The sequence below is a fragment of the Pseudoduganella sp. jia 9 genome, assembly GCF_055502615.1.
Window position 1 is genome coordinate 44,757 of sequence record NZ_JBUPWE010000001.1, and the last position, 12,582, is coordinate 57,338.

Annotated in this window: 13 protein-coding genes; 6 read left to right on the forward strand and 7 right to left on the reverse strand. The window is 67.0% G+C overall.

The annotated features are described in order from the left end of the window. The first annotated feature begins 23 nt into the window (after window positions 1–23). A complete protein-coding gene (locus ACY34H_RS00215) occupies window positions 24–695 on the forward strand; it encodes an outer membrane beta-barrel protein (protein ID WP_464975474.1) in 672 nt (223 codons plus the stop codon). Window positions 696–705: 10 nt separating this feature from the next. Here the strand turns inward: ACY34H_RS00215 and ACY34H_RS00220 are convergent, their stop codons facing one another. The 4 genes from ACY34H_RS00220 to ACY34H_RS00235 are packed head-to-tail and all read right to left on the reverse strand — an operon-like array spanning window position 706 to window position 4,060. Next, window positions 706–1,953: a sensor histidine kinase gene (locus tag ACY34H_RS00220; RefSeq protein WP_464975475.1), complete on the reverse strand. Its 1,248-nt coding sequence runs from the start codon at window positions 1,951–1,953 to the stop codon at window positions 706–708. Continuing rightward, a complete protein-coding gene (locus tag ACY34H_RS00225; RefSeq protein WP_464975476.1) occupies window positions 1,946–2,650 on the reverse strand; it encodes a response regulator transcription factor in 705 nt (234 codons plus the stop codon). Before ACY34H_RS00225 ends, ACY34H_RS00220 begins: the two co-directional genes overlap by 8 nt. 43 nt (window positions 2,651–2,693) lie before the next feature. Beyond that, window positions 2,694–3,086: a GFA family protein gene (locus ACY34H_RS00230; protein ID WP_464975477.1), complete on the reverse strand. Its 393-nt coding sequence runs from the start codon at window positions 3,084–3,086 to the stop codon at window positions 2,694–2,696. A gap of 14 nt (window positions 3,087–3,100) precedes the next feature. Next, window positions 3,101–4,060 (reverse strand): SDR family oxidoreductase, encoded by a 960-nt coding sequence (locus ACY34H_RS00235; protein ID WP_464975478.1) that lies wholly within the window; start codon window positions 4,058–4,060, stop codon window positions 3,101–3,103. A 263-nt stretch (window positions 4,061–4,323) separates the two neighbouring features. On the opposite strand from ACY34H_RS00235, the gene ACY34H_RS00240 reads away from it, so the two are divergent. Beyond that, window positions 4,324–6,579, forward strand: coding sequence for a TonB-dependent siderophore receptor (locus ACY34H_RS00240; protein WP_464975479.1), 2,256 nt, complete (start codon window positions 4,324–4,326; stop codon window positions 6,577–6,579). A 61-nt stretch (window positions 6,580–6,640) separates the two neighbouring features. On the opposite strand, the gene ACY34H_RS00245 is transcribed toward ACY34H_RS00240, so the two are convergent. Together ACY34H_RS00245 and ACY34H_RS00250 are read right to left on the reverse strand one after the other, a co-directional pair. Then, the gene (locus ACY34H_RS00245; protein ID WP_464975480.1) at window positions 6,641–7,633 is read right to left on the reverse strand and encodes an alpha/beta fold hydrolase; all 993 of its coding nucleotides are present in this window, start codon (window positions 7,631–7,633) and stop codon (window positions 6,641–6,643) included. 144 nt (window positions 7,634–7,777) lie between these two features. Beyond that, complete coding sequence (locus ACY34H_RS00250) at window positions 7,778–8,533, reverse strand: SDR family NAD(P)-dependent oxidoreductase (RefSeq protein WP_464975481.1); 756 nt, start codon at window positions 8,531–8,533, stop codon at window positions 7,778–7,780. Between the two features lie 142 nt (window positions 8,534–8,675). Here ACY34H_RS00250 and ACY34H_RS00255 point away from each other — a divergent pair, with 142 nt between their 5' ends. From ACY34H_RS00255 to ACY34H_RS00265, 3 genes are all read left to right on the forward strand, one after another. Continuing rightward, window positions 8,676–9,563 carry an AraC family transcriptional regulator gene (locus ACY34H_RS00255; RefSeq protein ID WP_464975482.1) on the forward strand — a complete coding sequence of 296 codons (888 nt, stop codon included), beginning with the start codon at window positions 8,676–8,678 and terminating at the stop codon, window positions 9,561–9,563. Window positions 9,564–9,721: 158 nt separating this feature from the next. Continuing rightward, window positions 9,722–10,087, forward strand: a complete 366-nt coding sequence (locus ACY34H_RS00260; RefSeq protein ID WP_464975483.1) for a hypothetical protein — start codon at window positions 9,722–9,724, stop codon at window positions 10,085–10,087. Between the two features lie 57 nt (window positions 10,088–10,144). Beyond that, window positions 10,145–11,620 (forward strand): nitrilase-related carbon-nitrogen hydrolase, encoded by a 1,476-nt coding sequence (locus tag ACY34H_RS00265; RefSeq protein WP_464975484.1) that lies wholly within the window; start codon window positions 10,145–10,147, stop codon window positions 11,618–11,620. Here ACY34H_RS00265 and ACY34H_RS00270 read toward each other — a convergent pair. Beyond that, window positions 11,590–12,090 carry a DUF1993 family protein gene (locus tag ACY34H_RS00270; RefSeq protein WP_464975485.1) on the reverse strand — a complete coding sequence of 167 codons (501 nt, stop codon included), beginning with the start codon at window positions 12,088–12,090 and terminating at the stop codon, window positions 11,590–11,592. The two genes, ACY34H_RS00265 and ACY34H_RS00270, sit on opposite strands and share 31 nt — an antisense overlap. Window positions 12,091–12,183: 93 nt before the next feature. Between ACY34H_RS00270 and ACY34H_RS00275 the strand changes: the two genes are divergently transcribed. Continuing rightward, on the forward strand, window positions 12,184–12,537 hold the full coding sequence (locus tag ACY34H_RS00275) for a hypothetical protein (protein ID WP_464975486.1): 354 nt from the start codon (window positions 12,184–12,186) through the stop codon (window positions 12,535–12,537). The last annotated feature ends 45 nt before the right edge of the window (window positions 12,538–12,582 follow it).

Here is a 12,582-nt window from a genome sequence, read left to right on the forward strand (position 1 = left end):
ACGAACAATCAACGGAGGAAACGATGACATTGCACCGGTTGGCCCATGCAGCAGCAATCCTCCTTGCCGGTTCCGCGCACGCGCAGGTCGTGGACCAGGCGCCGGGCACGTTCACCAATCCAGGACAGTCGGCCACGCAGGCACTGTTCGACAAGGCTTACCGGCCCTATCCGCGCGCCTACGGCGGCAACGAAGCGGCAAGTCCCAACGACAAGGCGTTCGACGGGCTTTTCAAGCGCGATCCCCGCCTGGTCGGCGGCTATGAACTGTTCCCGAACCTGGCCATCGAGGCGGGTTATGTCTACCTGCTGGACCGCGGCTTCCATCGCATCGAACCGGGCCCCGACGAAGCACCGGGCGGCCTGAACACCAATAATTTCAGCAGCCACCTGGCCGTCAAGTACACAGTGCCGCTGACCGACAGGCTGAGCGCCTTCGGCAAGGTCGGCGTTGCCCACAGCGTGAGGACGCGGACCGGCCATCAGATGGCGCTGGATGACGGCCACGCCGGCTCCACGCCGGCGCGCAGGCAGGAGATCGACCGGGGCCGCTACCTGGGCGCAGGGGCCCAGTACAAGCTGAGCGAGAAGGCGTCGATCGACGCGCAATACGGCAGGCACGGCGACGCGGCCAGTACGTTCGGCAAGGCCACCAACGCCACCGGCGCCAGGGCCAACCTGAAGATCGGTTTCTGACAGCCCTCGTTCAGCGCACGGGCGGCGGCAGGACTGGCCCAGCAGGCACGATAGCCACGCGGTAGCTTGCGGTACCGGCATGGAAGCGGATCCGCCACCGCATCGCCGCGGCGATCCGCGCCAGCAGGTTCTGGCCATGCTGGAAACCCTGCATCGTGGCCGTGCGGCCCGGGTCGACCGTGTTGGTCATGCTCAGCACCCCGTCGTGCCACCCTACCTGCAGGCCAGGCGCACCGTGGAAGCGGGCATTGCCCAGGCAGTTATCGATGAGCAGCCTGGCCAGGTGGCGATTGCCGGTGACTGCCAGCCGGTCGGGCAGGTCGAGCACCAGCGCCGCACCGTTCCAGGCCCCGTCGTCCACCAGCCGCAGCAGGCTTTCCTCGATGATGCCGCGCAGGTCGAACGTCTCCTCGACGACATGCTCCGCGCGCGCCAGCGCGAACAGCACATCGACGGTGTGGCGGATCTCGCCGAGGCTGGCCTGCAGCTGCGTCACAGCCGGTGCGTCGAGCGGGCGGGCGGACGCCTGGCCCAGCACGTTGTTCATCACCGTCAGCGGCGTGCGCAATTCATGGCTGACGTCGCGCGTGAACGCGTGCTCCCGACCCAGGGCCGCATGCAGTCCGGCGATCGTGGTGCCCAGCTTTTCCGCCAGGTAGCCGATTTCGTCCGGGCGCTGACGGGCGCTGAAGCTGGCCGCGCCGTCCGGCGTCACGGCGCGTACCTCCTGCGCCAGCACCAGCAACGGCGAGACGAGCCGCCTGGCCAGCAGCCAGGCCACCAGCAGCGCCAGCGCCACCAGCCCGAGGGCGACGCCGAGCAGCACGCCGCCGACTTCCCCGATCAGCTTTGCCACCACCAGCAGCGGGCCGACATCTGCCAGCAGGTAGATGCGCTGCGCGCCACGCGTGCGGGCTTTTCCTTCGGCGTGCAGGTCGAGCACGCGCACGTGATAGTGCCGGCCCGAGTCCGTAAACACTTCGGCGCGCGCCTTGCCGGCGGCCTGCGCACGCACGGCCGGCGGCAGCGTATCGAAACGGCGATGGACGCTGATGAGATCCAGGCCCGGCGTCTTCACTTCGCCGCGCGCCTGGAAATGCGCCGTGATGGCGGCCGCCTCCCGTTGCAGCAGCCGGTCGATCAGCATGTCTTCCGTCACATACGCGATGACCAGCGCCAGCCCGGTATAACAGACGCAGATCAGCACCGCGAAGCCGGCCAGCGCGGCAAACAGGCCATGCCGGATCGACTTAAACATCGCGCGCCACACCGGTTTGCAGCCGGTAGCCCAGCTGCGGAATGGTCACGATCCCGTGCGGCACGCCGGCCAGCTCCAGTTGCCGGCGCAGCGCATAGATATGCGACTTGAGAGCGTCGCTGTCCGGCGGGTTCGCGCCCCACAGTTCGTGCATCAGCGCCGACCGCGCCACGGCGCGCGGGTGGGCGGCGCACAGCATCAGCAGGATCCTGAAACCGGCCTGCGTCAGCGCGACCGTTGCGCCGTTGCAGAGGGCACGCCGCTCCCTGGGGAAAAGCGTCAGCGGACCTACGCGCAGTTCGCGGTCGACATGCAGCTGCCCGCGCCGCGCCAGCGCCTCGCAGCGCAGCGCCAGTTCGCGCAGGTCGAACGGTTTGGTCAGGTAGTCGTCGGCACCGCCATGGAAGCCGCGTGCCTTGTCCTCGAACGCATCGCGGGCGGTCAGCATCAGCACCGGCACGTTGCGCGGCGCCTGCGCCTTGATCGCCCGGCACACCTCGATGCCATCGATGTCGGGCAGGTTCAGGTCCAGCAGGATCACGTCGTAGGGTTCGCGCGTGGCGAGATCGATGGCCAGCGCACCGGTGGCGGCATGGTCGGTCTGCCATCGAAGGCCATCGAGGAAATCGACGATCTGGCGGGCGATCGCCGGGTGGTCCTCGACGACGAGGATGCTCAGGGAACTGCGGTTCGTCATGCTGGCGGGCGGCTGTGGGTGCCCGCCAGTATAGCGGCACCGGTCAGCCTTCCTGGCGGCCGCCGCCGTCCCGATCGCGCTCGTAGCGTTTCGCCAGCGGGAACGCCGGCAGCCAGGGCTCGCGGCGAATCGTCCACAGTTCGTACGTGGGGGCGAACTGGCCCGGCGCATCCAGCGCGCCGAGGCTGACTTCGATTTCGTCAGCGCTGCGCGAAAACACCGATGCCCCGCAACGCGGACAGAAAAACCTGCCGGCGTAGTCGCGCGTCTCGCCTTCGATCGTTACCGCATCCTGGGGAAAGATCGCCGAAGCGTGGAACAGCGCGCCATGGTGCTTGCGGCAGTCGAGGCAGTGGCAGATCCCTACCCGATACGGCTGGCCGGTCGCCACGATGCGCACGCTGCCGCACAGGCAGCTACCACTGGCCTGGTCCATGACCGGGTATCCGTTCAGCGGCGGCTCAGCAGGCGTGCGGCAATCGCGACACCGACCACCGCCGCGCCCACCGCCAGCGCCGTGTTGCGCTGCCCGCCGGCCCGGCGCTGGCCGCCGTGGATGCCGCTGGCGCCGGCCGGTGGCGTGTACATGGTGCCGGTGGTTTCAGGCACGGATTCGGCGCGCTTCGACCACCGGTTCATGAAGCGGTTCATCAGCGTGGCGGCAAGCGGATTGGCGAACTGGCCGAGTTTCAGCATGGTCGCCGGCATGCCGATCACGGTGCTGGCGCGTGGATGCCGCGCCAGTTTCACCACGGCGTCGGCCACCTTTTCGGGTGCCAGCGCACCGGGCGGATACGTCAGCCTGGCGCCCGTGTAGTTCCCGGCGTGGTAGACCGCCGGGGTATCGACGAAGGTCGGATAGACATCGCAGATGTGGATGTGCGGGTGGTCGCGCATTTCGCCGCGCAATGCCGCGCTGAAGCCGCGCAGGCCGAACTTGCTGGCGGCATAGGCTGCCGCGTAGGGTGACGTCATGTAGCCGCCCAGCGAGATCATGTTGACCCAGGTGCCGCGGCCCTGGGCCACGAAGACCGGCAGCACGGCATGCGCCTCGTTCATGTGGCTGACGAGGTTCGTCTCGACCACGTGGCGGTGGTCGGCGATCGGCACATCGAGATACTTGCCGACGACGCCGATGCCGACATCGCTGAACCACAGGTCGATGCCGCCCAGCGTATCGCGCGCGTCGGCCGCGAACGCCGCGACCGCGGCGGCGTCGGTGACATCGACCACCTGCACTGTCGCCTGTCCACCCGCCTGCCGGCAACGGCCGGCGATATCTTCCAGTCCCTCCCTGCCGCGGGCGCCAAGTACGAGGTGCGCGCCCTGCCTGGCGAAAGCGATTGCCGTCGCGGCACCGATGCCGCTCGATGCGCCGGTAATGACGACGCGTAACGTGTCCTGCTTCATGGCTGACCACCTTTCAATGGATGCGGAAGCCGTGCAAGTTACCCGATCCGCGATCGGGGCGGCGCAGCGGTCGTGAACGCCGGAGGACACGCTTCCCGACGGCAAGCCGAGCAGGCAGGCAACGCGCGAACACAACGCGCGATCGCAACGCGTTCAGCGCGCAATCACCGGAAAGGGGCATCGACAAACTATCTGGATGCAACTTATAATTGAGATTGATTCTCATTTGTATTCTCATTACGTCCACACTCCAGGAGTTGTCAATGTTTTCCGATCGCGCAGCCAGTCCCGCCCCGCACCCGTTCCGCCCGCAGTCCCGCAGGCGCGGCACCCGGTTGACGCTGCTGTGCGCAAGCCTGTCGCTGGCCTATCCGCTGGCACTGCACGCGGCCGACGCATCTGCCGTCGAAGTATCTGCCGCGGAAGCACCGGCAGCGGAAACCACGCTGCAGACGGTCACCGTGACCGGCACCGCCGACAACAACACGGAAAACACCGGCTCGCTCGCCACCCGCAAGGCCAGCGTGATGAAGGGCTTCGAATCGATCCGCGATATCCCGCAGCCGGTCACCGTGATCACCCGCCAGCTGCTGGACGACCGCAACCTGCTCGACCTGCATGACGTGCTGCAGAACACGCCGGGCGTGTCGGTCGACTACACCGACAGCGAACGCGTGTCGTACCACTCGCGCGGCTACCAGATCGATGCGCTGCAGGTCGACGGCATCACGATCAACCAGAGCGGTTCCCACTTCGTGCAGCCCGATACGGCCGTGCTGGACCGCGTGGAAGTGCTGCGCGGCGCCTCGGGCATGCTGCGTGGATCGGGTAACCCGTCGGCCACGGTGAACATGGTGCGCAAGCGCCCGACGCGGGAATTCCAGCTGTCCGGCGCGGCCACCGTGGGCCGCTGGGACCGCCATCGCGTGGAGGGTGACATTTCCGGTGCGCTGAATGCATCCGGTTCGCTGCGCGCCCGCGCCGTGGTGGTGGCGGACGAGAAGGAATTCTTCCAGAAGGCCAAGCAGGAAAAACGCGAAGTGCTGTACGGCGTGGTGGAATACGACCTGGCGCCGGCCACCACGGTCACCGCCAGCCTGCAGCACACCGACCTGGATGCCACCGGCGCCTGGGGCGGCATGCCGGGCAACTTCGACGGTTCGCCGCTGTACCTGCCACGCGATACCTACCTGGGCGTGGACTGGAACCGCTGGAACCGCTACAACGACATCGCCCAGGCCGAGATCGAGCACCGCTTCGCCAACGGCTGGACGGCCAAGGCCAGCGTCGCCTGGGTGCACCTGGCGTTGAAGGACGGCGGCTTCAAGCAGTCGTATTTCTCGCGCGTCGCCGGTACCACGAATCCATACCTGTTCAGCGTGGCGTCGGCGCAATACACCGGCTCGGAAAGCACGCAGAAGGTCTTCAACCTGGTGGCCAACGGCCCGTTCACGCTGTTCGGCCGCAAGCACGAGCTGATCGTGGGCGGCGAAGCGCTGCGCACGGAGGCGACCGACAGCTGGGGCCAGGGCAACCTGTATCCGCAGGTGGTGGACATCCGCAGCTTCGACCCGTACACCACCTACGCCGAGCGGGACGTGGCAACGCCAGGCAGCGCCAACCCGAACTTCACGCGCCAGAAGGGCGTGTTCGGCACGGCCCGCCTGTCCATCACCGATCCGCTGACGCTGCTGGTCGGCGGCCGCCTGTCGTGGTGGGAATACGCGGTGCCGCGCACCCCGGCCAGCAACTACAAGATCGAGCGCGAAGCCACGCCGTTCGCCGGGCTGGTATACGACTTCAACCAGAACCTGAACGCCTACCTGAGCTACACGGAAATCTTCACCCCGCAAAACGTGAAGGATGTAGGTGGCAATATCCTGCAGCCGATCCGCGGCGAGGATTACGAGGCCGGCGTGAAGGGCGATTTCTTCGGCGGCAGGCTGACGGCATCGGCCGGCATCTTCCACATCACCAACGAAGGCAAGGCGGTCGAGGATGTCACGTCGATCAATCCCTGCCTGCCGTACTACATCGCGGGCTTCTGCCGCGTGGCCGGCGGCAAGACGCAGAGCAAGGGGTGGGAACTGGAAGTGGCCGGCGAGATCCTGCCGGGCTGGCAGGTGCAGGCGGGCTACACCAACACCCGCACCAAGTACATCACCGACACCAGCAGCGCCAACACCGGCCTGCCGCTGCGCAGCATCGATCCGCGCCACAAGCTGAACCTGTTCTCGAACTATCGCTTCGATGGCGCGCTGGCCGGCCTGACAGTCGGTGGCGGCGTGCGCTCGCAGGATGGCAGCTACGTGACCGCCGGCGGCCTGACGGCGCGCCAGGGCGGCTACTCGATCTTCAACGCGATGGCGAGCTACAAGTTCAACGAGCGCTATTCGGTGCAGCTGAACGTGGACAACCTGTTCGACAAGACGTACTACAAGAAATTCGCGCCGACCGGCATCAGCTACTACTACGGCGATCCGCGCTATGTCTCGCTGACGTTGCGCGCCAGCCTGTAAGGCGGTCTCCGTTTACCGCGCTGCCATCCCGCTCGCGGGTCGACAGCGCGGCAGCACGGGCTCAACCGCCTGGCCCCGCATCGGCGATGGCGAGTATCGCGTGCTGGAATTTTTCCGGCTCGTCCTTGTGTATCTGGTGTCCGGAATGTTCGAACAGGACCAGGTCCTTCTTCGGCGCCTCCAGTTGCCTGAAGTATTGCCCGGTGATGGCGGCGGACGTCTGGATATCGCTTTTACCGACGAAGAAATACACCGGGCAGTCGGCCCTGGGCAACTCCCTCGGCAAGTCGATCCGCATCACCTCCTGCCACACCGGCGACCATGCTTTCGACCACTGCAGAAAACCGGTCCTGAATTCTTCGCTGGTCGCCTGGCGCATGCCGTCCTTGTAGAAAAGCCATTTCCTCAGGAAAAACAGGTCGTCGTCATCTTCAAACGGAAGCTTGACGCTGGCCAGCTCGCCGGCCGCCACTGGGTCGTCCTGGAAATGGCGCTTCAGCGCCGCCAGCAGTTCCTTCTCGCTCGCCAGCTGGCTGACGACCGGATTCACGGCAAAATATGCGTGGATCAGTTCAGGGTGATGCCTGACGATGTGGAAGCCGAGCACGTTCCCCCACGAACTGCCCAGCAGGTAGATTTTTTCCTTGTTCAGCTTTTTCCGCAGGAACTCGATGACCTGCCGCGTATCGCTGCCCATCTGCGCGACCGTGGGCTGGCTCGGCGAAGCATTCAGTTTCAATGTCCTGCCCGCGTCCCGCTGGTCCCAGTGAACGATCGTGAACTTCTTCTTCAGCATGTTCGAGAAAGAATCCGAATTGTTCATCATCGAGCTTCCCGGCCCGCCGGACAGGAACAGCAGCACGGGCTTGCTGGCATCGTCGGTCTTGATCTCGATGGCCTGGCGGATGCCGCCGATGTCCGGCGTGAAAAGGGCGTCGATGCGCACCGCCGTGCCGGGGCGCGCGGGGTCGATGGATTGCGCACTCGTGCATGCGGGTGCCGCCAGCACGAATGCGAGTAGCAGGGCGGGGAGGGCGGGCAGGACTGGTTTCATGTCGTGGTTCCTGGTCGGGAAGCGGTCGATGCCGCGTGCATGTGACGGTCCATACCGTCGTGCTACAGCGATAGTCCCACGGCATGGGTACTGTTGTGCGGCTCGGCCCCTTTTTTTGTTGGCGACAAGGTCCCACGGGAATGCCTACAGCGCCTGGCCACCCGACACTTCGATGCGCTGGCCCGTCACCCAGCGGTTGCCGGGCGACAGCAGGCTGGCGATCATCGGTCCGATGTCTTCGGCCACGCCGACCCGGCCCAGCGCCGTCATCTGCGCCAGCATGCGGTTCAGGTCGGGGTTGTCGCGCACCGCGCCACCGCCGAAATCGGTTTCGATCGCGCCCGGCGCCACCGTGTTGACGGTAATGCCGCGGCCGCCGAATTCCTTCGCCATGTAGCGCGTCATGACTTCCACCGCCCCCTTCGCCGCCGCATACGCTGCATAGCCGGGGATGGTGGTGCGCGTCAGCCCGGACGACAGGTTGACGATCCGGCCGCCGTCGGCCAGCAGCGGCAGCAGCGCCTGCACCAGGAAGAACACCCCCTTGAAATGCACGTCGACCAGTCGGTCGAACTGCGCTTCGGCCGTTTCGGCCAGCGGCGCATATTCGCCGTGGCCGGCATTGTTGACGAGGTGGTCGAACGTGTCGCGCTGCCACGTGTCGCGCAATGCCCCCTGCAGCGTTTCCGCGAAGGCCGGAAAGGATGCGGTGTCGCCGCTGTCGAGCCGGAACGCCAGCGCCTTGCGGCCCAGCGCTTCGATCTCGGCCACGACCGCCTGCGCATCCTCGGCGCGGCTCTGGTAAGTCAGGATGACATCGCCGCCACTGCGGGCGATGCTGAGGGCGGTGTTGCGGCCGAGACCGCGGCTGGCGCCGGTAACGAGGGAAATCGTGGTCATGCTGGGCTCCTTGGATGAATGCGTGGTGGTGAGCCGTCATGATGCGGCTGCGAGCCCGGCCGGAATTTCCCGAAACCACGGCGTTTTTGCCTGATCCTCCAAACGGCGGCGCCATGCCCGGTTTTCGGGTTACGCTTGCACCATGACGACCCTGCTCGACGCCGTGCGCCGCTACGCCGACATCCACACCGATGCCGGCGGTCTCGGCACCTCCGCCATTCCCGGCCTGATGACCGTGCGCGCATTCGCGCCCAGCGGCTTGCAGCACGCGATCGCGAAGCCGATCGTCTGCCTGGTGGTCCAGGGCAGCAAGAACGTGACGATGGGGGCGACATCGGTGGACTTCAGCGCCGGCGAATCGCTGCTGATCACCGCCGACGTGCCGATCGTCAGCCAGATCACCCAGGCCAGCCTGGCGGCGCCCTACCTGTCGCTGGTACTGGAACTGGACCAGGCCCTGATCGCCGAACTGGGCGTGCAGATGGGCGCGGCTCCCGGGGAGACCCATGCGCCGGTACGTGTCGACACCACCGATGCCGAAGTGGCGGATGCAGCGCTACGGCTGCTGCGCCTGCTGGACCGGCCGGCCGCCGTGCCGGTGCTGCATGCCCAGCTGGTGCGCGAACTGCATTACTGGCTGCTGGCGGGGCGGCACGGGGCCGCGCTGCGGCGCCTGGGCTGGCCGAACGGGCCGGCGCAGCGCGTGGCGCGCGCAGTGGCACTGCTGCGCAAGGATTTCGCCCGCACGCTGCCGGTCGAGCGGCTGGCGGAGGTGGCGGGCATGAGTCCTTCTTCCTTCCACCAGCATTTCCGCGCGGTGACGTCGCTGTCGCCGCTGCAATTCCAGAAGCAGCTCCGGCTGATCGAGGCGCGCCGCCTGATGCTGGCCGAAGGCGCCTCGGCCAGCAGTGCCGCGTTCACGGTCGGCTATGAGAGCGTGCCGCAGTTTACCCGCGAGTACGGGCGGCTGTTCGGCACCACGCCGGTGCGGGACGCCAGGGCGGCCAGGGAACGCCTGGCGCCGGCATAGCCGCTGGAAAGTTGAAAGTTACAAGGCAGGCGTGCGCCGCGAGCACGATTGGCGCGGCAATTGATATTGCAGCCGGATTCGACATAGTATGGTCACTGCCGCGTATATCCATCCGCCGCCTCCACCCATCGCCTCCACACCTACTTGGGCCGCCGATCATGACGAGCGAACTCCAGCCACCGCCAGCTGCCGAGCCGGGCAAGCCGGAGCTCACGTTCGGCCAGCTCCTGTACCGCTTCCTGTTTTTCGACTGGCTGTTCCGCGACGTGAACGCGGCGCGCGACCTGTTCGAGCGCCATGCCGCGCGCCAGCACAACCAGCGCATGAGCCGCTACCTGCCGGTCTACCTGCGCCGCTGGTCCGTGCTGGCGGCGTTCGATTTCTGCCTGGGCATCCTGTTTGAAAAGGTGGTGCAGGCCACGTTGCTGTCGGCCTGGTTCTTCACCTGGTCGTGCGTGACGGTGACGGGCATGGTCGTCATCACCGTGGCATGGCTGTTCCTTGCCTTCGCGCGCATGCCCTGATTTACCGTCCGGTCCGGCCATGATAGGTTAGCGCTCACGTCAATTCGTGGAGCAGCCATGCCCGTCGATACCAGCGGCGCTTTCAGCAAGGATTCCAGCAGCCTCGCGCAGCAAACCATCGTCAATGCCGCGCTGGCACTGGCCGGCGGCTTCGCCATGCGGCTGGCGTTCGGCCTGGAGCCGGTATGGTGGCTGGCCTGGATCGCCCCCGCACCGTTGCTGGTCGCCGCATTGCGCAGCGGTACCGCCGCCGCGGGCCTGCTCACGCTGCTGGCAGGATTGATCGCCACCACCGGCTCGTTTGCCTATTTCTCGCTGCTGATGCCCGTGCCGGCCGCCGTGCTGGTGACCGTGCTGCTGGCGCTGGCATGGGTGCTGGTGATCCTGCTGGCGCGGCGCGTGATGCTGCGCACCGCTTCGCCCTGGTCGGTACTGGCCTACCCGCTGCTGTGGTGCGCCGTGGACACGCTGCTGGCCGCCCTGCACCCGGACGGCAACTGGAGCAGCCTGGCATATTCGCAGGCGGACTTCGCGCCGGCCGTGCAGATCGTGTCGGTGACGGGCATGGCCGGGCTGGTGTTCGCGGTATCGCTGGTACCGTCGGCGATTGCGTTCGCGGCAACGCGCGGCTGGCCTGCCATGGGCACGGTGCTTGGCTGCACGCTCGCGCTCACGGCCATCCTCTTTGCCTTTGGCTACACCCGCATTCCGGCCACGGCGCCGGCGGGAAAGGAACGCATCGGCCTGGCCGCGATCGACGACTTCATCGGCCCGCGCGTGCCGGCGGCGCATGCCGGGCGCATCTGGTCGCAGTACGAGCGCCACGTGGATACGCTGGCTGCCCAGGGTGCCCGCATCGTGGTGCTGCCGGAAAAAATCGCGGTCGTGCCGCCGGATGAAGCCGCCCGGCTGTCTGCCTGGCTGTCCGCGCTGGCGGCCCGCAACCGCGTGTGGCTGGCCGTGGGCATCGGTACCGACGAGGCGGGCCGCAAGCGCAACCTGGCCTGGCTGTTCGCGCCCGACGGCAAGCTCGACGCAAGCTACGCCAAGCATCACATGGCACCGCCCGAGCGCGAGTTCCTGCCCGGCGCGGAGTACGACGTGCGCAGCATCGGCGGCACGCCTTACGGCCTGGCGATCTGCAAGGACATGCACTTTGCCGGCATGGGCCGCGCATACGGCCAGCGCCAGGCCCGGGCGATGCTGGTCCCGGCCTGGGATTTCAAGCTCGATGGGCATTATGCGGCGCGGCTGTCCGCGCTGCGCGGCGTCGAAAGCGGTTTCTCCATGGTGCGCGTCGCGCGGGACGGCCTGCTGACGGTCACCGATGCCTACGGCCGCGTCATCGCCGAAACCGGGTCGGCAGCGCTGCCCGGCACGATCCTGCTGGCGGACGTGCCCGTCGAGCGTGTCGACACGCTGTATGCGCGTACCGGCGACTGGTTCGGCTGGCTGTGCACGGGCGCCGCGGCATGGTTGCTGCTGCCGCGCCGCCGCCTGCTTTATGCCGGGAAGGAAAATCCCGCAGGATAGGCGTGGAAGCCGTCGAAATCGCTTTTCCCCACTGGCACGCCGGCCTGCCGCGCAATCGCGTACACCATGCTGTAGTGGAAAAAGAAGTTGGGCAGGCCGTACAGCAGGAAGTAGTCCGGTCCGGTGAACTGCAGTGCCGCGAAACCGGCCACCGTGTCCACCTGCCGTGCGGGAAGATCAGCGAATGATCCGGCGGGCAGCGCGGCCAGGTAGGCAGCCGTGCGCGCCAGCTCGCCGCGCACGCCTTCCAGCGTGAAATCGTCGCCTTCGAACGAGGCAATTTCGCGGCCGGCCAGCGGGCAGCTGACGCGCAGCGTGAAGCCGATGGCAATGCGCGCCTGCTGCAGCAGCGGCGCCATGTCGGGCTGCAGCCGGTTGGCGGCAACGGCCGGGTCGGTGTCGGCAATGCGTTGCAGCAGCTTGTCCAGGCGTTCCAGGTAATGCAGGAAAACACGGGGTGGCGCGATCATGCGGCGGCTCCTGTCGGCGGATGGGCGATGACGGGCATCATAGACTATACTTCCGGACGATACCGTCAACCGGCCACTCGTTGCCGACCCCGCATGCGCCGCTGGATCCTCATCATGCTGCTGCTGATCTACCCGTTCCAGGCCGCCCTGGCGATGGCGGACCGCTGCTGCCTGACGACACCGCAAGGCGTGACGCACCATGCGGCGGCAACGCAGCCCACGGCCCAACCGCTCGCTGCCGCGGCGGACGACCACGGCAGCGCCAGCGATCCGCATTGCGCGGCCTGCGTGTTCGTGCATACGATCAGTTTTCCGCCGTCCATCACCCTGTTCCCCGCCATGCACGATTCCGTGCCCGCCTTCTCCGACACCAGCCACCGGCTGGCGTCGCACAGCCCCGGCCGCCCCGAACGGCCGCAGTGGCAGCCTGCCGCCGCCATCCAGTAGCGCAGGCATTCGGCACGCCTGATCCGATCCAAACATCAGGAGCAT